This is a genomic window from Stenotrophomonas maltophilia group sp. Smal13, assembly GCF_030236855.1.
GTDB lineage: Bacteria > Pseudomonadota > Gammaproteobacteria > Xanthomonadales > Xanthomonadaceae > Stenotrophomonas > Stenotrophomonas maltophilia_A.
In genome coordinates this window covers 1-21,403 of record NZ_JASJSQ010000037.1, presented here as the reverse complement: position 1 = coordinate 21,403, position 21,403 = coordinate 1, and the positions used below count along the sequence as shown (strand labels likewise).

Genomic DNA, 21,403 nt, shown 5'->3' with positions numbered 1-21,403 from the left:
CCGGCACTACCCTCAGCCCAGCTCGGCTTCCAGGCTGATCGGCACTGCGCTCAGCGCCTTGGATACCGGGCAGTTCTGCTTGGCGTCATCGGCAATCGCACGGAACTGCGTCGCGTCGATGCCCGGCACCACCGCCTTCACCTTCAGCCGGATCTGCGACAGCTGCGGGCCGCCTTCCAATGACAGATCGACCTTGGCTTCGGTATCCAGCGAAGTCGGGGTGAAGCCGGCCTCGCCGAGCTTGGCCGACAGCGCCATGGTGAAACAGCCGGCGTGCGCGGCAGCGATCAGCTCTTCCGGATTGGTGCCCTTTTCGTCGCCGAAGCGGCTGTTGAAGCCGTAGCGGGTCTTGTCCAGCAGCCCACTCTGCGGCGTGCTCAACTGCCCCTTGCCCGACTTCAGATCGCCTTCCCAGTGCGCGGTGGCGTGTCGCGAGATTCCCATGTGCTGCTCCTGCGTGACGGTGATGAACGGTCACCCTCGCACGGGAGGCGTTAGCCCTGCGTCGCTCCGCCACACGCCACAGGTCCACCGGAAACCGGACAACTGGTCACTTCTTCGCCAGACCGGCGCGCATTTTTCCCTTGTTTTCAGTGGTTTCGCGCATTCCTCCGACGGGCGGGCGCGGGCTATCGCGCGCGCTGCCACACCCCCTTCCCCCACTGCCGGCCATGTACTGAATCGGCCTGGATATGAAAAAACATGCACTTTCCGCGCTTCGGGCTATTGGCGGCGCCCGAGAGTTGCCCTACATTGCGCTTGCCGACGGGGTTCGGCGCCGACCAAACAACCAACCGTTCACGGAACAGGAAACCATGGCAAAGACCGCTAAGAAGGCTGCCCCGAAGAAGGCAGTGAAGAAAGTCGCGACGAAGGCAGCCGCCAAGCCGGCCGCTCCGAAGCCGATCAAGGAAGTGCTGACCAAGTCCGGCCTGGTTGCACACATCGCTGAAGCCTCCGGCGTCATCGCCAAGGACGTCCGCGCTGTGCTGGCCTCGCTTGAAAGCGCCGTCGCCTCCTCGGTGCACAAGAAGGGCGCTGGCTCCTTCACCCTGCCGGGCCTGCTGAAGATCACCACCGTCAATGTGCCGGCCAAGCCGAAGCGCAAGGGCATCAACCCGTTCACCAAGGAAGAGCAGTGGTTCGCCGCCAAGCCGGCCACCACCAAGCTGAAGGTGCGTCCGCTGAAGAAGCTGAAGGACGCCGCGCTGTAAGCGCGCGCCCCAACGCGGATTCCGACGGGACGGCTCTGGCCGTCCCGTTTTTTTTGTCCCAACCACAGCCCGCAACACAGCGTTGCCGCATCCCCGGGAATGCGCGTACAGGCCCGTCGCCATTGGCTGGGCGTGGTCCGTTGCGGCCCCGGAACGTACCGGGTGGAACACTGCGTGCAGCCCCGGCCATCGCCGCCGGGCACGGCCTTGCCTAAGGTGGGCACATCCTCCACAGCTACGGCGAGCACACCCTCATGGCCAGCCCCTCCACCCGCTACCGGATCTCGGTGACCCCCATCGAAAAGGACGGGTTGCAGTGCACCGGGCGCTGCACCATCGAACTGGAACATCGCGCAAGCCGCGACCTGATGCGCCTGCTGGAAGCGGCGCCGCGCACCGCTGGTATCAGCGGCGACGAGCGCGCGACCCTGGTGATCGCCACCCAGCTGCTGCGCGACATCGTGCAGCGCCACGCCGACACCGAAGGGCATGCCCTGGCCGCCATCGCCACGCAGGTGCTGCCGGCGCTGGATGCACTGGAACAGCTGCCCTCCTCCCGCTGATCGCGGAACAGCCGATACACTGCCTCCTTCCGTTCGCCTCGGGGAGGAGGCAGACATGCGCAGGTTCCTGATACTGTTCGCACCGCTGGTGCTGCTGGCCTGTTCCCGGCCGACATCGCAACCTCATCCGGCGGATGCCACACCGTCGGCCACGGCCGAGGCGGCTGCCCGCACGAAGTCACAGACCGCCGCAGAAGGCGATGCACCGGCCGTGCAGGCCATCGATGTCGATCCCCTGTTTGCCGCCGTCGCGGCCGAGGCCGAGCTGCCGGCGGGAATGCTCAATGCCTATGTCATGGCCCTGCTCAATCGCGATCGCAAGGCCGTCGACGCCGCGTGGACATTCCCGCCCAGCGATGCACGACGCGCCGACGATGCCGCATTGCGCCAGCTCACGGACGTGCGAAGCCTGCGCCTGACCAGCGAACTACCGATCGCGCGCGACGGTCACCAGCCGCCGCAGCTGCTGGAGGTTCCGGTACAGATCCGCGCAGTGACCCCTGAGGGCACCTTCCGCTTCGGTGGCTGGTACCGGGTGCAACCCCGTGCCGATGGCCGCGCCTGGCAGATCCAGTCGGCGCAACTGCGCCCATCGCTGGACTGAACCGTTGCAGCGGCATGCACGCGCGATTCAGCCGCCACGGCTACTCTTTGATTCGTCCATTCATATCCACCGGTCACCGCCATGCGCCTGCGTTCCCTGATGACCCGCCTCGCCGCCTCCACCGTACTGATCGCCGCTGCGATCGGCGCCCAGGCCGCCCCTTCCATTTCCGGCCGCGAACTGTCGGTCGGCGCCAGTGACGTGCAGCAGTACCTCGATGGCAGCTTCCCGCGCACCCAGGACGCCCTCGGCGGCCTGATCGCCCTGACCATGAGTCACCCGCAACTGAGCCTTCCGGCCGGCGAACGGTTGAACCTGGGCATGGATGTGGCACTGGCCACCGCCGGTGGCAACCCGGCCAAGCTGGGCACGGTGAAGCTCAGCAGTGGCCTGCGCTACGACGCGCAGACCCAGGGCTTCCACCTGCAGCAGCCGAGCGTGGATGACTTCACCCCGGCCAACCAGGGCGGTCGCCTCGATTCGCGCACCCGCGGCCTGCTCAATGCCTGGCTGAGCGACTACGCCCAGCGCGAACCGATCTACAAGCTGGACCCGGCCGTGGCCGGCCTGCTCGGCGCCCTGCAGGTGCAGTCGGCGCAGGTGAAGAACGGCAAGCTGGTGGTCACCTTCAACCAGAACCTGGGCAATCTGGTGCCAGCAGGCGTGCTGGGTAAGTAAGGTAGTGCCGGCCGCTGGCCGGCACGCTTTTCACATGTGTGCCGGCCAGCGGCCGGCACTACCCGCTGCGGGTCAGCGCTTGGGCTGCAGCATGGTGCCGGTGCACTTGGGCGAGCCGCAGCGGCACTCCCAGATCTTCTTCAGCTTGGCGGTGTGACGCTCGGCCAGGGTGATGCCGTAGTTGTAGGTCAACTCTTCGCCGGCCTTGATATCGCGCAGCGCCTCGATGAACACCTTGTCGCCGCGGCTGTCGCCGTCCTCGTCTTCCTCGATCACCGCCTCGCAGTTCGGGTCGCAGCTGTGGTTGATCCAGCGCGCGTCATTGCCCTTGTAGTTGGCATCGATCACCCAGTCGTCGTTGAGGGTGAACAGGAAGGTATGGCCACTTTCGACGTCGCCGCTGTCATCGGCATCAACGTCGCCGTGGCTGCGCAGCAGGCCCTTGTACTGGATCACGCGCTCGCCCTGCTTGATCGGGGCCACGGCGAACACGCCGTTGCCATGGATGGCGGACTTGCGGGCTTGGATCTTCTTCGGCATCGGCACGGGCTGTTTGCAGCGAATGGAACAGGGATTCTCGCCCATTCCGGGTGATTGCGAAAATCACCCCGTTGGCGCAGCATTGCGCCCTGGCAACGGCCCCGGTGTGTCCTCCCGGCCCGGCCCCAGCGCCGGCTGAATGCCCGGGTTGGATGGCGGCGAATAAAAGCGTACAATTTCAGTCCGCTTTAAGAACCACTCGCATCCCCATGTTGCGCGTCACCAAACTCACCGATTACGCCACCGTCGTGCTGACCGTGCTCGCCGCCCGTCCGGGCGAGGTGCTCAGTGCCACCGAGCTGGCCGAATTCACCGGTCTGGAGCCGCCCACCGTCAGCAAGGTGCTCAAGCCGCTGGCCCAGGCCGGCCTGGTTGAAGGCCTGCGCGGCGTGCGTGGCGGCTACCGCCTGACCCGCCCGGCCATCGAGATCTCGCTGTTCGAAGTGGTCGAAGCGATGGAAGGGCCACTGGCCCTGACCGAATGCAGCCACGACCACCACCAGTGCGGCATGGCGCCCAAGTGCGGCGCGCGCAGCAGCTGGCGGCTGATCAACGACGTGGTCTCCGAGGCCCTGCGCGATGTCACCCTTGCGCAGATCCTGCCCCCTCTCCCCCTTGCCGATGACGAACAGCGCCGCACCATCGCTGTCGACGTCGTCTCCTGATCCGTAGGCAGCCCCCCATGGCCACCGAAACCATCGAAAACGTCGCCCACGACGACACCCCCAACCGCGAGATCCACGAGCAGCTCGGCCGCAAGTATTCGGCCGGCTTCATCACCGAGATCGAATCGGACTCCCTGCCGCCGGGCCTGGACGAGGACACCATCCGTGCCCTGTCGGCCAAGAAGGAAGAGCCGGAGTGGATGACGCAGTGGCGCCTGGACGCCTACCGCCACTTCCTGACCATGCCGATGCCGGACTGGGCCAAGCTGGAGATCGCGCCGATCGACCTGCAGGCGCTCAGCTACTACTCCGCGCCGAAGGGCCCGAAGTACGCCTCGCTGGATGACGTGCCGAAGGAACTGCTCGACACCTACGACAAGCTGGGCGTGCCGCTGCACGAGCGTGCCAAGCTGGCCGGCGTGGCGGTGGACGCGGTGTTCGACTCGGTGTCCGTCGGCACCACGTTCCGCAAGGAACTGGCCGAGAAGGGCATCATTTTCTGCTCGATGTCCGAGGCCATCAAGGAACACCCGGAACTGGTCCGCCAGTACCTGGGCACCGTGGTGCCGGTGGGCGACAACTACTTCGCCGCGCTCAATTCTGCGGTGTTCTCCGATGGCAGCTTCGTGTTCATTCCCAAGGGCGTGCGTTGCCCGATGGAGCTGAGCACCTATTTCCGCATCAACGCCGGCCACACCGGCCAGTTCGAGCGCACGCTGATCATCTGCGAGGACAAGGCCTACGTGTCCTACCTGGAAGGCTGCACCGCGCCGATGCGCGACGAGAACCAGCTGCACGCCGCAGTGGTCGAGCTGGTCGCGCTGGAAGATGCGGAGATCAAGTACTCCACCGTGCAGAACTGGTACCCGGGCGACGAGAACGGCGTCGGCGGCATCTACAACTTCGTCACCAAGCGTGCCGAGTGCCGTGGTGCGCGCAGCAAGGTCACCTGGACCCAGGTCGAAACCGGCTCGGCGATCACCTGGAAGTACCCGTCCTGCGTGCTGCTGGGCGACGACTCGGTCGGTGAGTTCCACTCCGTGGCGCTGACCCATCACCGCCAGCAGGCTGACACCGGCACCAAGATGATCCACGTCGGCAAGCGCACCAAGAGCAAGATCGTCAGCAAGGGCATCAGCGCCGGCCGCGGCCAGAACACCTACCGCGGCCTGGTGCGGGTGGACCGCAATGCCGATGGCGCGCGCAACTACACCCAGTGCGATTCGCTGCTGATCGGCAAGCAGTGTGGCGCGCACACCTTCCCCTACATCGAGGTGAAGAACCCGGGCGCCACCGTCGAGCACGAGGCCACCACTTCCAAGATCTCCGACGACCAGCTGTTCTACTGCCGCGCCCGTGGCATCAGCCAGGAAGACGCGGTGTCGATGATCGTCGACGGCTTCTGCAAGCAGGTGTTCCGCGAACTGCCGATGGAGTTCGCGGTGGAAGCCAAGAAGCTGCTGGAAGTCTCGCTGGAAGGTTCGGTGGGCTGACCGCCCGCCCCTGCCCCTCGCAAACGCATTCTCTTTACCGGCGGGCCGCGGCCCGCCCCACGGAAACCCCCACCATGCTGAAGATCGAAAACCTCCACGCCCGCATCGGCGACAAGGAAATCCTCAAGGGCCTGTCGCTGGACGTCCAGCCCGGCCAGGTGCACGCCATCATGGGCCCGAACGGCGCCGGCAAGTCCACCCTGGGCAATGTCCTGGCCGGCCGCGACGGCTACGAAGTGACCGAAGGCAGCGTGCAGTTCGACGGCGTCGACCTGCTGGAGCAGGCCCCGGAAGCGCGCGCCGCTGCCGGCCTGTTCCTGGCGTTCCAGTACCCGGTGGAAATCCCGGGCGTGAACAACACCTACTTCCTGCGCGCGGCACTGAACGCCCAGCGCAAGGCGCGCGGTGAGGAAGAACTCGATTCCATGCAGTTCCTCAAGCTGGTGCGCCAGAAGCTGGCCGTGCTGCACCTGAAGGACGAACTGCTGCACCGTGGCGTCAACGAAGGCTTCTCCGGTGGCGAGAAGAAGCGCAACGAGATCTTCCAGCTGGCCGTGCTGGAACCGAAGCTGGCGATCCTGGACGAAACCGACTCGGGCCTGGACATCGATGCGCTGAAGAGCGTGGCCGATGGTGTCAACGCACTGCGCGCCGCCGATCGCTCGTTCCTGGTCATCACCCACTACCAGCGCCTGCTGGACTACATCAAGCCGGACGTGGTGCACGTGCTGGCCGATGGCCGCATCGTCAAGAGTGGCGGCCCGGAGCTGGCACTGGAACTGGAAGCGCACGGCTATGATTTCCTGAAGGACCGGGTCGTGCCCGAGGCGGCGGTCTGATGAGCGCCCTGCTTGATTCGATGGCCCAGGCCTTCTGCGGCAGCGATGCGCGCCGCGAAGTGCTGGATGCGGCCCTGCGCGACGGCCTGCCGGCCGCCCGCAACGAAGCCTGGAAGTACACCTCGCTGCGCCAGCTTGAACGCCGTGCGTTCGCTGCGGCACCGCTGCAGGGCCCGGCGCTGGACGCCACGCTGCTGGACGACATCCCGGCGCCGCGCCTGGTGTTCGTCAATGGTCGCCTGGATGCCGCGCTGAGCGACGTGCAGGCCCTGCCGTCCGGCGTGCAGCTGCAGCCGCTGTCGGCCGCACTGGCCTCCGGCGAAGACGCCGTGCGTTTCCTTGGCCGCCGCTACGAGCGCAGCGAAGAGATCTTCGCCCGCCTCAACGCTGCGCTTGCCGATGAAGGCGTGGTGCTGCGCGTGGATGAAGGCGTACAGGTCGACGTGCCGCTGCAGCTGGTGTTCGCCAGCGTCGCCGGCGACACCGACCTGGCCTGGCACCACCGTCACCTGATCGAACTGCGTGCCGGCGCCAGCCTGGGCGTGGTCGAGCACCGCTTCAGCGTGGGTGACTCCGCCCACCTGGACAACACCGTGCTGCATGCCCACGTCGCCCGTGATGCCGTGCTCAAGCACGCCCGCGTGCAGGCCGGCAGCGCGCGCCAGACCAGCTTCCTGCGCACCGACGCGGTGCTGGCCCGCGACGCGCAGTACCACCGCGTCGACCTGGAACTGGGCGCCGCGCTCAGCCGCCATGAACTGAACGTGCGCCTGGAAGGCGACAATGCCCAGCTGACCGCCAACGGCGTGCTGCTTGGCAATGGCCGCCGCCACGTCGAAACCCGCCTGGGCATCGACCACATCGCACGCGATACCGCCTGCGAACTGCTGTGGCGCGGCGTCGCCGCCAACCGCAGCCGCGTGGTGTTCCATGGTGGCATCCAGATCCGCGAAGGCGCCGATGGCACCGACGCGAACCTGTCCAACAAGAACCTGCTGCTGTCGTGCGATGCCGAGATCGACACCCAGCCGACGCTGGTGATCGACGCCGATGAGGTGAAGGCCGCGCACGGCGCGACCGTCGGCCAGCTCGATGCCAATGCGCTGTTCTACCTGCGCTCGCGCGGCCTGCCGCAGGCCCAGGCGCAGGCACTGCTGAGCGCTGCGTTCTGCCATGAACCGCTGAAGATCCTGCCCGATGCGCTGCGTGCGCAGCTGGCACGCCGCCTGGACAAGGCGCTGGCCGAGGCGGGTGTCGCATGAACCTGTCCACGCCGCGACCGATCGAAGAACGCACCGGCGCCCCCGACTGGGACCGCGTCCGTCTCGACTTCCCGCTGCTGATGCGTGAAGTGCACGGCAAGCCGCTGGTCTATTTCGACAACGCCAACACCGGCCAGAAGCCGGTGCAGGTGATCGGCGCGGTGGACGAGTTCTACCGCCGCTACAACGCCAACGTCAGCCGCGCGGTGCATGCACTGGGCAGCGAAGCCACCGATGCCTACGAAGGCGCACGCAACAAGCTGGCGCGCTTCCTCAACGTGCGCCCCAGCGACCTGGTGCTGTGCAGTGGCACCACCTTCGCCATCAACCTGGTGGCCTACTCGTGGGCGCTGCCACGGCTGAAGGCCGGTGACGTGATCCTGATCACGCGCATGGAGCACCACGCCAACATCGTGCCGTGGCAGCTGGTCGCACAGCGTACCGGCGCCACCATCCGCGTGGCCGAGATCACGCCTGACGGCGCACTCGATCTGGATGCGCTGCGCGCGGCAATGACCCCGGAGGTCAAGCTGCTGGCGGTCACCCACGTCTCGAACGTGCTGGGCACGGTCAACCCGGTGCGCGAGATCTGCCGCGAAGCGCGCAAGCGCGGCATCATCACCGTGGTCGATGGCTCGCAGGCGGTACCGCACCGCAAAGTCGATGTCGCCGCGATCGGCTGCGATTTCTACGCCATTACCGGCCACAAGATGTGCGGCCCGACCGGCACCGGTGCGCTGTGGGCCCGTCGCGAGCACTTGGACGCGATGCCGCCGTTCCTCGGCGGCGGCGAGATGATCAAGGAAGTCAGCTTCGACGGCACCGTGTTCAACGATGCCCCGCACAAGTTCGAAGCCGGCACCCCGAACATCGCCGGTTTCATCGGCCTGGGTGTGGCTGCCGACTACTTGCAGCAGCTTGGCCAGGAGAACGTGGAAGCACGCGAAGCCGAACTGCTGGCGCACTTCACCGAAGAGCTGCGCCGCGTCGACGGCCTGCGCATCATCGGCGAAGCGCCGGAGAAGGCCGCCGTGGTCTCGTTCCTGATCGACGGCGCGCATGCCCACGATCTGGCCACCCTTCTGGATCTGGAAGGCGTGGCCGTGCGCTCGGGCCAGCACTGCGCGCATCCGCTGCTGCAGTACTTTGGCGTTGCCGCGACCTGCCGTGCCTCGCTGGCGTTCTACAACACGCACGCCGAGATCGAGCGGTTCATGACCGCGCTGACCAAGGTGCGCAAGCTGCTGGGCTGAGGATTCGCCAGAATCGGGGAAGTATGAGAACGCCGCAGGAAACTGCGGCGTTTTTTTATTGCGCGCTGGACGCAAGCAAGCAGAGGCGTGACCGGGAAACACCGAGTGATGCCAGGAACGGGCAATCTCACCGTAATGCCGATCCATCCACCATCAACGGCCTTGAGGCGCCGCCCCCTACATGCCGACAAGCATGGATACCCCGGAGGCAATCAGGAAGACGTACATCACCACGACGCCCCTCAACACCCACCGTTCCCCCTGATGGAGCGTCTGCCCTTTGGAAGTAAGGGCAAGCACTGCAATACCGCGCAAGCACCTAAGCCACCAATCAACCTTGATGATTCCGACTGCAGCAAGTACTTCCGGCCGTTCACGCTCGATTCTCAGCAACATCCTGTGAGCCGCAAATGCGTTTATCCACATGGCACCTAGAATAATGGAAGCCAAAATGGGGAAGCTTTCAACAAACCCTGGCACTCAGCTCCTCCTTTTGAGGCTACTCCATCACATAGCACCTGCACACCCAATCTTCTACGCAGCAATCAGCTATGGAGTCGATGCGTTCAATGGCGCAAGAAGACCCTTGACGTATCCACCGAGGCCAACTACGTCCTCAGCTGTACCAATCAGGTCCCGTCGCATCATCTTCTCGACATGCTCTACACCACCAAGTCGCGCGACAACATCCGCAAGGAAAGTGACATCTCCCGCAAACAACGTCACGTCCTGATCCAGCTTTACAACCCAGCGACTATTACGCGAGAACAAAAAATGATCACGCATGAAGTTCCCATCTGCCAGCCAGTAGGAGCGCAGGCCATCCAGACCTCGCTCAATTTCCACGGGGCTCCCCCCGTCGGAGCACTCTGAACATGGAACCGCGCACATCGCGATATCTGCAAAGTGCTCCGAAAGTACTTTCAGCCACGCCACCCAAACATCATTCGGAGCAAAATCCTCATACAGGTTGCGATCAAACGCCATCCCCGCCCAGTCTTCCCGGAGAAGAGGGAGATCCGGAGGGGTAGCATCCGAGAGGGATGCCGCAATGAAGTCTGGCAAGCAACATTTATTGCTCATGGCTTCTCTGACTGCACTCAAGCCCACTCATCAATACTCTGCCTAACGGCCAACACCTGTGCTTCGGCATAGCGGGGATCGCGAATACGGATATCGGCGTCATCAAGATAGTGCCATATCACGTGAGGAACCCCGATTTCATACGAAATTGACCGAAGCACGTCCTTGATAAATTCCGCCCTCTGGTACCAGCCAGACGCCTGTTCCACGGAAGCAGGCTCGGATTCCAACAGTCTCCGCAGACAGGCTAAAACGAGATTCTTTTCATCGACAGCGCTCAATTCGAAACCTCATATTCATCAACCAAGGGGAAATTCCCCCAAAGCCTATCGACGTGATCGATCAGTTCGCAATGACACAGACGCAACCGCGCAACTTGGAGAACTGAACAGCCCAGGAGTGCTATGACCTACCGTGACATCTGCGACTCTGCAAGCCATCGAGATTGTGCCCGAGCCCCTTTGTGACAAGTGTCAACCCTAACATGGGGACCATGCGATCACATGTTTGGCGCACCTGTGGATCATCCCGCCTTTCTGCCACGGAGGCAGAAATGAAAGCACATAACGCCATTTCCACAACCTATCACTCACTTCAGATCTTCAAGATTGACGAGCACATCTCCAAATCTCGCACGTGGCACGGGACCAGGGATTCGTAGGGAGCGAACTTCAAGGGGGGCGTGAATTTCGCCAAGCAGCAGGTCACCTGTCGAATTGTCACTCTCTCTTGTCCTGAACACCCCAATTATCGAAACCCATGAATACGCGTATTCGTCAAATACGCTTTGCTGCAGATCTATTGGCCCTCTAATTCGAACTTGGGTCTCCTCAGTCACTCCGGCCTCAAACAGCTCCTTGCTTGAATTCAGTACAAAAAGCTCCCGGCTCACCCCGAGATAGCCCTCCATCCGCACCAACTTTCCATCGAATAGCCGGGGCGTAGCAGCTAGTTCCCGGAAGCTGACTCGGCAAGCGGAGCTGCCCTCGACCCCACAGGTCTTTCCAGACGGTGCGCCCCCACCTTCTTGATACCTGCAACCAGCCCCATAGAAAATAAAAACAATAACCATGAAAAACCGGAAATTAAAATTCATGCCCACACCTCCGCGTCGCCATCCAGCGCCATGGATACCCGCTCACTTTCTTCGCTCCACACCCACAAATCCAAGCCCCCCCTGTCAGCCGAAAAATTCACTGAATCATTGATAGCCAAGCTCATCAACAAAAGCCCTGCACTTGGAATCCCAATCGACATGAAATGACTTCAGCTCATCGGACTGCAGTTTCCCATTGCCCGAACGATTCATTACTGCATATCCGCGCCGCCCTCTCACTGCCCCTCAGTAGCGGTGCCGTATACATCCCATCCGACCGCCGCGACGCCTTATACGGGCCACGCGCACCAATACCGCGAGTGCCGTCCGAATCAGTGGGGAGCCAGCCCTTTTTCCAGCCGACAGCTCACCCTCGACCTCTCGGCAATAGTCATCACGCACTCATTCATAGGAAGCCCACAGGTGTCCGCCGACCTGACGACACCTTGATGATCGGCCAAGACGAAATATACCCTCACCCTTTCGCTTCCAGCCTGATCAAATGATTTCCTGACATCAATTAAATGTACCCTGCATATTTGCGCTTCTGGCACGCTCCCGGAAGAACTAAAAACTGACTCGAGCGCAAGTGCGTAGTTATTAGCCGCTGCGTTTCCCGGCTCATGATTTATGACCACACCCAAACCTTCATCTCTTCCGCCACAGGCTGTAAGCCCTAACAAGCAAAGCGCCGCTACAATAATATCGACCAGCCGCCCAAAGCGATCAAGCACTTGGGAATTTTTCACTGAAATACCTCCCAAAACTTAGCGCACCCGCAATCTACATCCTTTCACAGAACCCGATCATTCGCTTCAAAATGACCGAGGCACACTGGTCTTCGTCAATACCGCAAGTCCCCGCAGTCAAGAACTTCCCGCCGCCATCAGTCAATACATAGAAGATCCTTCTATTTCTCTGACCCTCCCGAGAGAGTTCGAGCTGCGATACCACCAACTCTGCATTCACTTCCCGCGCCCCATCCACAGGGCGCGAATGTATTACCTCATCCATATCAGCATGAATCTTCTGAGATGAGGAGCTGTCGTGGTCTTGGTTGGCCACCCGAAGAAGACAACCGCGGTTCTGCACACAGGAGGCAAGAAGCGGCATCGATAAGGCAGCAGATAGGAAAATTATGATCTTCATCGAAACCGAACCCAGTCAATTCCCCGAGAGTTGCTTATCAAGACGCTTTGCGTCAAGTCGCCCTTCGACCCTGAAGAACCCCTTGAAATTGCTAAGTCGATGCCGAGACGTCATATCGTTGTTCAGCATCGCATCGGCGAAGCGCTGGAGAAGGCTGCCGTAGTCTCGTTCCTGAACGATGGCGCGCTTGCGCAAGACCTAGCCACCCCGCTCGACTTGGCACGCCGAGATCGAGCGATTCATGACCGCATTGACCACGGTGCGTAAGTTGCTTGGATGAAGATTCACCAGAGTCAAGCACGTGCGAGAACCCCACGGGAAACCTCGGCGAAGCGCCGGAGAAGGCCACAGTGGTGTTGTTCCTGATCGATGGCGCGCTTGCCCACGACCTCGCAACCCTGCCCGACCTGACAGAATGAAAGCGCGCTCGGGCCCGAACTACGCGTGGCCGCTGCTGCAGTACTTCGGCGTCGCGGCTACCTGCCATGCCTCGCTGGCGTTCTACAACACGCACGTCGAGATCGAGCGGCTCATGACCGCGCCGACCAAGGTGCGGAAGTTGCCAGGGTGATATTCCGGAAGAAGCACGGGATAGATGCAAACACCGCAGGGAACTACGGCGTTTCTTGTTGGCCGATGGGCACATCATAGAAAGCAGCACCCCGGCAAACCACAGCCCCCACTTCCATCACGGAAAACCAATCAATGGATAAAAAAACCGAGCCCCCTGGCATAGAAGCAAAAACTGGAAACACACATCACTCAATGTAGTTAACAGCAACTAATTCACCGCGAGCAATTCTCTCAACGTCGAGAATACTCCCAACCTCCATCACAGAGTAAGTGAGCTCCACCCCAGAGCAAATTGCAGAAGAATCTGCAACATCGGAATCAACCTGAACAGAAATCAGCTTCCTAATTCCCGAGAATTTGTATTCTGCCCTTTTCCCATCACATTCAAGATAGCTATCCACACCAATTTGCTCATACTCAAGGGCGATCGACTTCGCCTTAAACATAGCCTTTTCTTCGTCTTCCGCACCAATCAAGTACACATTCTCGTGCACGACAAATGAATCCTGCCCTTCATATTGATAGAAAAATACCGCATGAGCACAGTACCACATTCTAGACCTCACCCATTCTCTTCACGTTTTGTTTTATTCCTAAGACCTCTAGCCTTTTCCTCTGTCTGATATCGCCGCTTCTCCTTGCCAGAAATTCCTGGCTGTCGAGCACGCCTACTTACTTCTTCATCCGTTAGGTCACGAAGCCCCGAGTCGCGGACGTTCTCTTTTCCCTTTGAGTACTGAGCCAACTCGCCACAGGGGGGGCCACCGGGCATCTCGCATGGAGACGCCCCCATTTCGTTAGGCGTTAGCAACAATACAGGCAACAAGACCACACGCGGGACAACAAATCCACCCAGCGCTGGCAAAGAAATGCGCGGAAGGGGGGGCGGCGTTGCCCTCACTGGCGCGACAGGCATCGGCATTGGCGGAGCGATCGCGTTGACAGTTGGCAGCGTGGTCGGCTCTGGGGGCGGCTCAACCTTGTCAGTTGGAGCTCGCCCGTCCGAATCGAGGTACCTTTGCGGATTTCCACGCGCGTACCAGTAGCGGTTGAAATGTTCATGCTGTTGATCATGCGGCGTCACCTCGTCAACTGAGATAAACATCCCAAGTTGTGCGTCGTAGTACCGCTGCTGCATGTAACTCAGCCCGGTCCCCGAGTCCGTCACATGCCCCGTATATCCCGGTCCATCTTTCAACGGCCGATTCACCACCGCCCCATACGGCTCATACACCGTACGCTCGATGACGTTTCCGCTGGCATCGGTGATCGCCACCGGTGAACCCAGTGCATCAGTGTGGATGTACTCGACCACTTCCTGGGCAACTGCCGGCGCCACACAGGCCACCAGCACCCCCACCGCGAGTACCGCCCGAATCAATAGCAAAGAGAGTCCATTCATGGCTTAGTCCCAGCTCAGTACGCCGCGGGTGACGGGGAAGTCTGCGGACCATGCCGAACAGCCACCGGCGTTGCAGGCCCTGACAATGTAGAGACTGGCGCAGTAGGTCCCGCCGTTCGACTGCACGTAGGTATTGGGGCCGGTGTACAGGCGCCGTCCAGCTCCGGAAGGCTCCAGCTGATATTCCGTTGCCCCCGGAACCGCACGCCAGCCGACGCTGCACTGCACCTGATAGGGCGCCTTGCGCGTGCTTAGCCACTCCGCCACGTAGATCTGAGTGGCCGCGGGAGGAAGCACGACGGAGACACTGGCGATGCCCGAGTAGGGGCTGCACCCCGCGAAATTGCATGCCCTCACCCGGTAGGCATAGCTGCCATTGCCACGGCTGGCACCAAAGCTGTTCCCGCCGCCGTTATGCACCACCGTCCAGCCACCACCGTTGGCACTCTCCTCCAGCACGAAGCTCTCGCTGTTGGCCGGCACCGACCAGCTCAGGCTGTACTGCGGCACGTTCACCAGGCCCGGCGCGCTGATCACCGGCTCGATCGTCGGCGGCCCGATCACCGCTACCGTCGACGTGGCCGACCACGGCCCGCAGCCTGCGCCATTGCAGGCGGCAACCCGATAGCCATAGCTGCCCACACCACGCACAGCGGTGGCATAGGAACCCGCGTTGCCGTCGAACAGCGTGACCCATCCGCCACCATTGCTACTCTCCTGCAAGGTGTAACGCGTGGCACCAGCCACCCCGTTCCAGCCAATACCAATACTGCCCGGCGCAGCGCGTGCCGGCGCAGAGAGTCCGGGCGCAGTGGCAGGCGGATATACGACCGTCACCGCAGCCGTGGCGCTGTATCCCGTGCACCCCACCGGGTTACATGCGCGAACCCGGTAGTTGTAGCTTCCCGCTGCCTTGCCACTGAAGGCCTTGGACTGACCGATGGCGTTATGCACCTGGACCCAGGCGCCACCATTGGCGCTTTCCTCCAGCTCATAGCGCTCGGCACCGGATGCCGCAGACCATGCCACGCTGTAACTGCCATTGAAGGCTGTGGCAGGCACGTTCAAAGTCGGTACGGTGGACGGCGCCAGTGCCACGGCCACTGACGCGACATTGCTCCATCCGCCGCACACCGCACGACAGCCGCGCACGCGGAACTGATAGGTCCCCGTGACCAGGCCGGTGCTGGTGAACGATTGCGCCGCGCCATCGAAGACCGTGCTCCAGGTGCCCGCAAGGGCACGCTGCAACTCATAGCGGTTGGCACCACCGGCCGGGCTCCAGGTCAGGTTCACGCTGCCCTGGGTAATGTAGCCCGGCGCACTCAGCGCGGGAACGCTGGGGGCGGCTTCACCATGCACCTGGGAAACCAGGCTGCCTGACAGGTAGAGATAGTCGGTCTGCTTGCCGGTACGTTCGTTGCGCTGGAATCGCAGCACGCCGCCGTTGTCGTAGAACGAGTAGATTGCCCCCTTGCCACTGGCACCAGCCTTCACCCGGCGCCCGTGGGCGTCGTACTCGTAGCTCTCTGCTGTACCCGCCGCACGCAGCCGGTTGCCGTAGTCAAACGTGAAAGCCTGGCCATTGCGCACCGAAAGATTGCCCTGCACGTCATAGCCAAGACCGGTCACGGTTGCCCCGGTTCCGGTTTCGATCACGTTGACCAGTCGATTGGTCGGATCGAAGTAGTGCGTACGATCGCGGCTGCCGACCTTGGCACGGCGCAGGTTGTCCAGCGCGTCATACTCATACAAGGCGTTGCCGAAGCCCGGCGCAGTGACCGTCCGCAACCGGTCCAGGCCGTCATAGGTCATGTCCCGGTTGCCGGGCGCCCCGGGCAGACCATCGGAAATGGCCATCACGTTGCCGCCAGCATCGTAGTCATAGCTGTCATCCAGCACTGCGGCCGCTGCAGTGGCATCGCGGCTGCGGTCGGGCAGCCCGCGGGCATTCTGGGTCAACGTGTGCACGATCCCATTGCCATATACGAAGCGGGCCAACGCGCCGTTGGCGAAGTAACTGGCCTCCTTCGCATAGCCGCCGACGGTCGTCGCCCGACCCAATGCGTCCGGCGTATAGCTGACGACACGCCCACCCGGGTAGGTATTGCTGGCCAGTGTGCCGTTGGCATCGTAGCCATAGGCCAGGCTCAGGCTTCCCAGATCCGGATGCTGCAGGGTTTCGCCGCTGAGCAGGCGGCGGCGGTTGTACTGGTAGCGGTTGACGACCATCGGCCGGGTCGGATCGTTCTGCGTACTGATCTCGGCCGGCAGACCATCAGGCGCGTAGGACCAGTTCTGATTTCCGCGCCCATCCGGGAAGATCAGGGTCGACAAGCGGTTGGCGGCGTCGTAACTACGCTTCACCGCGCGGCCGCTGGCCAGGGCTTCACTGCGGTTGCAGTCGGTGGTGCTGGTCAAACCCGTGCCGGCCGCCGACCACAGCACGTTGCCTGCCGCGTCGTAGTCCTGCACGGTCGCACCGGTTTCCGGCTCGATGGTCTTGCACAGCTGCTGGTAGCCGTCATAGACGTAGCGGCGGGTCAGCGACTGGCTGCCGTCTGCACTGCGGCGGGTGATCGCCAGCGGCTTGCCCAGCGTGTCTCGCTGGATCTCGGTCACCAAGCCTTCGGGGTGCTGCAGCGTCAGCGGCATCTCGTAGCTGGGCTGGTCGTAGGCGAGGTGGCGTGTCGTCGTGGCCTGGCCTCGCGGGTTGGTCACTTTCACCGACAGATTGCCCACGTACTCGGTGCGGGTAACCAGTGCCCCCAGCTCGGACGATTGACTGACCACGGTGGGGCGGCCCAACGCGTCGTACTGCGTCGTGGTGCCGGTCAGGGTGGCATTGATATCGGAGAACTGCCGCGTGGGATACGAGGCAAACACGGTCTTGCCGCTGGTGTCGTAGCGGGTCACCACGGCGCTGTCCAGCACGTTGTTGGCGTTTTCGGTCACCAGCACCGGGCGGAACATCGCATCCAGGTAGGTGTCCGTGCGCCGTCCGCCCTGCGTGCGGGAGTGCTTCCACGCACCGGCGGGCACCCCCAGCTGCGCGCCACCCAGCCGCTGCAGGTCCATGGTTACGCCATTCCAGTTCACGCTGTCGCCGCCAGGGAACTGCTGGCTGCGCAGCCTGCCCATGCTGTCGTAGCTGAAGCTGGTGGTTGCGCCGGTTTCGTCGGTCAGCGAGGTGATCCAACCGTTGTCGTCGACGGCAACCGTGCGCACCGCACCATTGGGCGCTTCGGGCGTGGCCGACATGCGGAGCTGCTGCGGAACACCACGCTTCCATCCCGATAGATGGCTGGTATTTCCACGGCCATCGGCCACCGAGGCAACCGTGCCGTCGGCTGCATAGGTCACCTGCTGCGCCAGGCGGCCAAATGCGTAGGCGCGCAGCGGCAGTGCTTTGGCCGTATCGAATTCGGTGCGGGACTGTTCGATGCCATTGAGCACACTGCGCGCTGTCTGGCCGTTCACCCATAGCGCGGGATTGTCGTAGTAGCTGGTGCTGGTGGTGCGACTCTGGCCTGCGGAATTCGCTTCAACGACGGTGACTTCGCGCGCAAATGCATCAAAGGCCTGCACGGTGCGGGTGAACTGCACGCCATCCTGTTCCACCACAGTGGATTGGACGGGGCGATTGTAATGGGCCTTGAGATCGCTCGCACCGTACTTGAAGTCCTTGCCGGCCTCTTTCGGGAAGGGCGCCGCATCCAGCTGGGCATCTGGATAGTAGTTATTGCGGTCAACGCGCACGACCGAGCCGCCCGATCGCGTTGTCGTGGACAGCAACAGGCCGTCGTTGTAGGCAACTTCCTTGCCGAACTCGTAGACGCGAACGACACCATCGGGCAACGTCTCGGTGGTGATCTTCGGCTCTGCCTGGCCTACGGGGATTACTGGACCGCCCAGGTCCTGGGCGAAAGCACCATTGAGATTGGTGTATTGATAGGTCCACTGTGCAGTGGGCATGCCCGGACCGCTGATGGTCTTGGTCACCAGCGACATTGCGTCACGGTAGACCGGCGTGTAGTTCCAGCCATCGGCAAACAGGTGATTGTCGCCAGAGGTCTGGCAATTCAGCTTCACATTCTTGCGCCCATGGCGGAACGGCCGGAACAGGAACGTCCCCAGCGCACCCGACGGATGCTGGATGCTCAGGGTGATCTCGCTGGGCACGATCTTGTTGACGCGCGAACATGTGGCCGGGTAGTCCATGTACTCCCAGATGCTCTGCCCGTTATAGTCGGCATACTTGTGGGTGACTGACAGCGGCGGCAGGTTGTAGACCCATTGGGTTCCGTCCGGCAGCGTCACTGTCCGCAGGATATCGGCCTCCGTGTACCCGTAAGTCCAGGTACGCCCAGCAGCGGTTGCGGATGCGATCAGTCCTTTCGCGTTGTAGCCCAGGCTGATCTCGCGGCCATCGTTGGCAACCATGCGCAACAGCCGGTCGCCACTCCACTCGTAGCGCACCCAGTTGCCGAAGCGATCCACAACCTGCGATGGGTACAGGAACACACGCTTTCGATTCAGCAGTGCATTGCTTTCTGGCCCGTAGGGTTGCAGCGTTGCACCGTTGTGAGGCTTGGCGACCATCCAGTCGAAGTAGTACTTGGTACCGTCCGGCGCATGACCAAGGAAGCCTTGTCCCGGCTGTCCGCTCTTCAGGGCGGTCAGGCAACTGAACGTCCAGCCGCCCTTGGTATTCCAAGGCGCCGGTTCGCCAAACTGTGGCTGCGGCTGGCGCGCATCTCCGCTGCCTCCCAGCACCGGCTCACTGCCACCACCCGGTAGAGAGAGTCGCACGCCATCCCAGAATGTAGTGGGACTGAAATTGACGGTCTGGGTTTTGCGACGGTTCCAGACCTCTAATGACGGAGGCGCCGCCACCGTACTGCAGCGCGCGGCAGGCGCCCAATAGCCGACAGACGCGGTCTCCGGCAGATCACCATAGACGCCGGACATGGACGGGATATCCAGGCCCCAATTCGAGAATGAGTTCTCTCCGCCGCCATCGTCATCGCTGTAGCTGCGGCCCAAGGTCATCGTCAGACCGCCATTGCCTGGAATCGAAATATCCGTGGCCTTGAAGCTGATCGAGCCGTCATAGAGGTTGACCTGCTCGCCGAAGATCTCGCCCTTCAGCGGTTCGACAAGGTCCCCGTACTTCAGTCGCTTGTCGTACTCCTGGCGCCACGTGGGAACGATCTGGGCTGAAACGCCGACCGGTGCCAGCACACACAGGGCAATGAAACCGAGAAACAGACCCTTGGCAGCCGTTGCGGCGCGCGGATGAGAAATGAGGCCAGACTGCATGAAGATCCTCCCTGGATCGACGTCCCTGTGTGCCCCACCTGCGCCGAACGGCAGTTGGCCTTCGACCAGGCGGCACCCACTCCGGCAGACAGCCACGCGTTGCTTCACGGTGGGCGGGTGCTGACCATGGATATGAACGAATAATGAAGATGGCGTCAACCCCGCGTATTGGCCACATTCGGCAAAGTTGGCCCAATCGACAGCCTCCCGCGCCCTTCCCCGCTCCACCTAGAATGTCCCCATGAGCACCCTGACCTTCCGCGCCGCCACGTCGGCCGACATCCCCGCCCTCATTGCCCTCGTCACCTCGGCCTACCGCGGCGACGCCAGCCGCGTCGGCTGGACCACCGAAGCCGACCTGCTGGACGGCGCCCGCATCGATGCCGAAGGCATCCAGGCCGACCTGGACCGCCCGCGCTCCACCATCCTGCTGGCCGAACGCGACGGCCAGCTGGTGGCCTGCGCCCACGTCGCCGATGTCGACGGCAAGGGCTACTTCGGCATGTTCTCGGTCGACCCGGCCCAGCAGGGTGGCGGCGTCGGCAAGCAGCTGATGGACGCCGCCGAAGCGCTCGCCGCACGCGAATGGAAGGTGCCGGTGATGCAGATGACGGTGATCGACGTGCGCGGCGAGCTGATCGCCTTCTACGAGCGCCGCGGCTATCTGCGCACCGGCATCAAGAAGCCGTTCCCGTACGGCGACGAGCGTTTCGGCATTCCCAAGCGCGACGACCTGCGCTTCGAGATCCTGGAAAAGCCGCTGGCCGGAGCCGCCGCGTGAGCGATACCTGGACCTTCGTCTGTGCCGGCACCGAGCTGCTGCCGGGTGAAATGAAGAGCGTGTTCGACGAGGTAACCGGCACGCCGATCGTGGTGTTCAACCTCGACGGTGAGTTGTACGCGCTGGAAGACCAGTGCACACATGAAGAGTTCGAGCTGTCCTCGGGCGAGTTCAACACCATCGAGGGCAGCGTGGAGTGCGTGCTGCACGGCGCGCGCTTCGACGTGCGTGACGGCCGCGCCCTGTGTGCCCCGGCCTACAGCCCTGTACCCAAGTTTCCGGTGAAGCGCGAGCACGACGCCGTCTGGACCCGCGACGACCGGGATTGAGGCGGCGCTCGGCCCAGAGAGCCCCCCAGAGGGCGCCCCGCGGGAGAGCATCCACCATGGGGTGGATCTACCGGAAGGCCATGAGGGCGCCCCCAGGCCGCTCCGGGGCGGCCCCAGCGGCCCGTCACGCCCCGCAGATGCGAATCATTATCGTTGATGTTATTCTACGTAACATCTTCGTAACGACTCCGCCCCCGCGCCATGGCTTCGCCCGCGCCCACCGCCACGCTGTGCCAGCTTGCCCGTCAAGGGTGGCCGCTGCTCGTGGCCGTGCTGCTGACGCTGGTGTTGGGCTGGTCTGCGTTGCATGAAGGCAGGCACACGGCGACCGCCGATGCGCCGACTCTGTATGCTCATGATGTGTCGCCCGCGTCCCCGCCACACGTGCTGCCGCACGAACAGGCGATGCACCCCGCTGAATCCGAACCCGATGGCAGTCGCGGTGACCAACCTCGTGCCCTGCGGCGACTCTGCCTGCAGCACCCTGACAATGCACCTGCAGACGCTCCGGCGCCGGTGACACCGACCCCTCCGGCGCTCGCACCGGGCCGGCGCCA

21 protein-coding genes and 1 pseudogene are annotated in these 21,403 nt (G+C 62.8%); 12 read left to right on the top strand and 10 right to left on the bottom strand.

What is annotated here, in order from left to right:
- Nucleotides 1-12: 12 nt before the first annotated feature.
- The gene (locus QRO95_RS13645) at nt 13-444 is read right to left on the bottom strand and encodes an OsmC family protein (RefSeq protein WP_005408443.1); all 432 of its coding nucleotides are present in this window, start codon (nt 442-444) and stop codon (nt 13-15) included.
- A gap of 371 nt (nt 445-815) precedes the next feature.
- Here QRO95_RS13645 and QRO95_RS13640 point away from each other — a divergent pair, with 371 nt between their 5' ends.
- The 4 genes from QRO95_RS13640 to QRO95_RS13625 all read left to right on the top strand — a co-directional run bounded on the left by QRO95_RS13640 (nt 816) and on the right by QRO95_RS13625 (nt 3,059).
- The gene (locus tag QRO95_RS13640) at nt 816-1,214 is read left to right on the top strand and encodes an HU family DNA-binding protein (protein WP_010483539.1); all 399 of its coding nucleotides are present in this window, start codon (nt 816-818) and stop codon (nt 1,212-1,214) included.
- A 254-nt stretch (nt 1,215-1,468) separates the two neighbouring features.
- On the top strand, nt 1,469-1,777 hold the full coding sequence (locus tag QRO95_RS13635) for a DUF3861 family protein (protein WP_032129232.1): 309 nt from the start codon (nt 1,469-1,471) through the stop codon (nt 1,775-1,777).
- A gap of 55 nt (nt 1,778-1,832) precedes the next feature.
- Nucleotides 1,833-2,381 (top strand): hypothetical protein, encoded by a 549-nt coding sequence (locus tag QRO95_RS13630; RefSeq protein ID WP_285302800.1) that lies wholly within the window; start codon nt 1,833-1,835, stop codon nt 2,379-2,381.
- Between the two features lie 81 nt (nt 2,382-2,462).
- Nucleotides 2,463-3,059: a DUF1439 domain-containing protein gene (locus QRO95_RS13625; protein WP_012510326.1), complete on the top strand. Its 597-nt coding sequence runs from the start codon at nt 2,463-2,465 to the stop codon at nt 3,057-3,059.
- Nucleotides 3,060-3,131: 72 nt separating this feature from the next.
- Here the strand turns inward: QRO95_RS13625 and QRO95_RS13620 are convergent, their stop codons facing one another.
- Entirely contained in the window at nt 3,132-3,599 is a 468-nt protein-coding gene (locus QRO95_RS13620; RefSeq protein ID WP_012479369.1) for an SET domain-containing protein, read from the bottom strand.
- 209 nt (nt 3,600-3,808) lie between these two features.
- Here QRO95_RS13620 and QRO95_RS13615 point away from each other — a divergent pair, with 209 nt between their 5' ends.
- From QRO95_RS13615 to QRO95_RS13595, 5 genes are all read left to right on the top strand, one after another.
- Entirely contained in the window at nt 3,809-4,264 is a 456-nt protein-coding gene (locus QRO95_RS13615) for an SUF system Fe-S cluster assembly regulator (protein WP_005408436.1), read from the top strand.
- Nucleotides 4,265-4,281: 17 nt separating this feature from the next.
- Nucleotides 4,282-5,757 carry a Fe-S cluster assembly protein SufB gene (gene sufB, locus QRO95_RS13610; protein WP_285302799.1) on the top strand — a complete coding sequence of 492 codons (1,476 nt, stop codon included), beginning with the start codon at nt 4,282-4,284 and terminating at the stop codon, nt 5,755-5,757.
- A 74-nt stretch (nt 5,758-5,831) separates the two neighbouring features.
- Nucleotides 5,832-6,596, top strand: a complete 765-nt coding sequence (gene sufC, locus QRO95_RS13605) for a Fe-S cluster assembly ATPase SufC (RefSeq protein ID WP_285302798.1) — start codon at nt 5,832-5,834, stop codon at nt 6,594-6,596.
- Nucleotides 6,596-7,858, top strand: a complete 1,263-nt coding sequence (gene sufD / locus QRO95_RS13600; RefSeq protein ID WP_285302797.1) for a Fe-S cluster assembly protein SufD — start codon at nt 6,596-6,598, stop codon at nt 7,856-7,858. Before sufC ends, sufD begins: the two co-directional genes overlap by 1 nt.
- Entirely contained in the window at nt 7,855-9,111 is a 1,257-nt protein-coding gene (locus tag QRO95_RS13595) for a cysteine desulfurase (protein ID WP_005408431.1), read from the top strand. The genes sufD and QRO95_RS13595 overlap by 4 nt, the downstream gene beginning before the upstream one ends.
- A 177-nt stretch (nt 9,112-9,288) precedes the next feature.
- On the opposite strand, the gene QRO95_RS13590 is transcribed toward QRO95_RS13595, so the two are convergent.
- The 5 genes from QRO95_RS13590 to QRO95_RS13570 form a co-directional block, all read right to left on the bottom strand.
- Nucleotides 9,289-9,591: a hypothetical protein gene (locus tag QRO95_RS13590; RefSeq protein WP_285302796.1), complete on the bottom strand. Its 303-nt coding sequence runs from the start codon at nt 9,589-9,591 to the stop codon at nt 9,289-9,291.
- 69 nt (nt 9,592-9,660) lie between these two features.
- Nucleotides 9,661-10,194 carry a hypothetical protein gene (locus QRO95_RS13585; protein ID WP_285302795.1) on the bottom strand — a complete coding sequence of 178 codons (534 nt, stop codon included), beginning with the start codon at nt 10,192-10,194 and terminating at the stop codon, nt 9,661-9,663.
- A 17-nt stretch (nt 10,195-10,211) separates the two neighbouring features.
- Complete coding sequence (locus tag QRO95_RS13580) at nt 10,212-10,475, bottom strand: hypothetical protein (protein ID WP_285302794.1); 264 nt, start codon at nt 10,473-10,475, stop codon at nt 10,212-10,214.
- 308 nt (nt 10,476-10,783) lie between these two features.
- Nucleotides 10,784-11,290, bottom strand: a complete 507-nt coding sequence (locus QRO95_RS13575) for a hypothetical protein (protein WP_285302793.1) — start codon at nt 11,288-11,290, stop codon at nt 10,784-10,786.
- Nucleotides 11,287-11,451: a hypothetical protein gene (locus QRO95_RS13570; RefSeq protein WP_285302792.1), complete on the bottom strand. Its 165-nt coding sequence runs from the start codon at nt 11,449-11,451 to the stop codon at nt 11,287-11,289. The genes QRO95_RS13575 and QRO95_RS13570 overlap by 4 nt, the downstream gene beginning before the upstream one ends.
- Before the next feature lie 1,314 nt (nt 11,452-12,765).
- On the opposite strand from QRO95_RS13570, the pseudogene QRO95_RS13560 reads away from it, so the two are divergent.
- Nucleotides 12,766-13,010, top strand: a pseudogene (locus tag QRO95_RS13560) (aminotransferase class V-fold PLP-dependent enzyme); the annotation flags it as partial.
- A gap of 187 nt (nt 13,011-13,197) precedes the next feature.
- Here the strand turns inward: QRO95_RS13560 and QRO95_RS13555 are convergent.
- The 3 genes from QRO95_RS13555 to QRO95_RS13545 are packed head-to-tail and all read right to left on the bottom strand — an operon-like array spanning nt 13,198 to nt 19,736.
- Nucleotides 13,198-13,566, bottom strand: coding sequence for a DUF4288 domain-containing protein (locus QRO95_RS13555; protein ID WP_121503986.1), 369 nt, complete (start codon nt 13,564-13,566; stop codon nt 13,198-13,200).
- 8 nt (nt 13,567-13,574) lie between these two features.
- Nucleotides 13,575-14,414: an RHS repeat domain-containing protein gene (locus tag QRO95_RS13550; RefSeq protein WP_285302791.1), complete on the bottom strand. Its 840-nt coding sequence runs from the start codon at nt 14,412-14,414 to the stop codon at nt 13,575-13,577.
- Between the two features lie 3 nt (nt 14,415-14,417).
- On the bottom strand, nt 14,418-19,736 hold the full coding sequence (locus QRO95_RS13545; protein ID WP_285302790.1) for an RHS repeat domain-containing protein: 5,319 nt from the start codon (nt 19,734-19,736) through the stop codon (nt 14,418-14,420).
- A 241-nt stretch (nt 19,737-19,977) separates the two neighbouring features.
- On the opposite strand from QRO95_RS13545, the gene QRO95_RS13540 reads away from it, so the two are divergent.
- Together QRO95_RS13540 and QRO95_RS13535 are read left to right on the top strand one after the other, a co-directional pair.
- Entirely contained in the window at nt 19,978-20,517 is a 540-nt protein-coding gene (locus tag QRO95_RS13540) for a GNAT family N-acetyltransferase (RefSeq protein WP_285302789.1), read from the top strand.
- Entirely contained in the window at nt 20,514-20,846 is a 333-nt protein-coding gene (locus QRO95_RS13535; protein WP_032129243.1) for a non-heme iron oxygenase ferredoxin subunit, read from the top strand. Before QRO95_RS13540 ends, QRO95_RS13535 begins: the two co-directional genes overlap by 4 nt.
- The last annotated feature ends 557 nt before the right edge of the window (nt 20,847-21,403 follow it).

What these genes read in the sequence shown, in the direction of transcription:
- QRO95_RS13570 (WP_285302792.1), bottom strand. Translation starts at nt 11,451, where the DNA reads ATGTCGATTGGGATTCCAAGTGCAGGGCTTTTGTTGATGAGCTTGGCT.
- QRO95_RS13635 (WP_032129232.1), top strand. Translation starts at nt 1,469, where the DNA reads ATGGCCAGCCCCTCCACCCGCTACCGGATCTCGGTGACCCCCATCGAA.
- QRO95_RS13595 (WP_005408431.1), top strand. Translation starts at nt 7,855, where the DNA reads ATGAACCTGTCCACGCCGCGACCGATCGAAGAACGCACCGGCGCCCCC.
- QRO95_RS13640 (WP_010483539.1), top strand. Translation starts at nt 816, where the DNA reads ATGGCAAAGACCGCTAAGAAGGCTGCCCCGAAGAAGGCAGTGAAGAAA.
- QRO95_RS13575 (WP_285302793.1), bottom strand. Translation starts at nt 11,290, where the DNA reads ATGAATTTTAATTTCCGGTTTTTCATGGTTATTGTTTTTATTTTCTAT.
- QRO95_RS13540 (WP_285302789.1), top strand. Translation starts at nt 19,978, where the DNA reads ATGAGCACCCTGACCTTCCGCGCCGCCACGTCGGCCGACATCCCCGCC.
- QRO95_RS13625 (WP_012510326.1), top strand. Translation starts at nt 2,463, where the DNA reads ATGCGCCTGCGTTCCCTGATGACCCGCCTCGCCGCCTCCACCGTACTG.
- sufB (WP_285302799.1), top strand. Translation starts at nt 4,282, where the DNA reads ATGGCCACCGAAACCATCGAAAACGTCGCCCACGACGACACCCCCAAC.
- QRO95_RS13615 (WP_005408436.1), top strand. Translation starts at nt 3,809, where the DNA reads ATGTTGCGCGTCACCAAACTCACCGATTACGCCACCGTCGTGCTGACC.
- QRO95_RS13550 (WP_285302791.1), bottom strand. Translation starts at nt 14,414, where the DNA reads ATGAATGGACTCTCTTTGCTATTGATTCGGGCGGTACTCGCGGTGGGG.
- QRO95_RS13555 (WP_121503986.1), bottom strand. Translation starts at nt 13,566, where the DNA reads ATGTGGTACTGTGCTCATGCGGTATTTTTCTATCAATATGAAGGGCAG.
- sufD (WP_285302797.1), top strand. Translation starts at nt 6,596, where the DNA reads ATGAGCGCCCTGCTTGATTCGATGGCCCAGGCCTTCTGCGGCAGCGAT.
- QRO95_RS13545 (WP_285302790.1), bottom strand. Translation starts at nt 19,736, where the DNA reads ATGCAGTCTGGCCTCATTTCTCATCCGCGCGCCGCAACGGCTGCCAAG.
- QRO95_RS13620 (WP_012479369.1), bottom strand. Translation starts at nt 3,599, where the DNA reads ATGCCGAAGAAGATCCAAGCCCGCAAGTCCGCCATCCATGGCAACGGC.
- QRO95_RS13630 (WP_285302800.1), top strand. Translation starts at nt 1,833, where the DNA reads ATGCGCAGGTTCCTGATACTGTTCGCACCGCTGGTGCTGCTGGCCTGT.
- QRO95_RS13585 (WP_285302795.1), bottom strand. Translation starts at nt 10,194, where the DNA reads ATGAGCAATAAATGTTGCTTGCCAGACTTCATTGCGGCATCCCTCTCG.
- QRO95_RS13645 (WP_005408443.1), bottom strand. Translation starts at nt 444, where the DNA reads ATGGGAATCTCGCGACACGCCACCGCGCACTGGGAAGGCGATCTGAAG.
- sufC (WP_285302798.1), top strand. Translation starts at nt 5,832, where the DNA reads ATGCTGAAGATCGAAAACCTCCACGCCCGCATCGGCGACAAGGAAATC.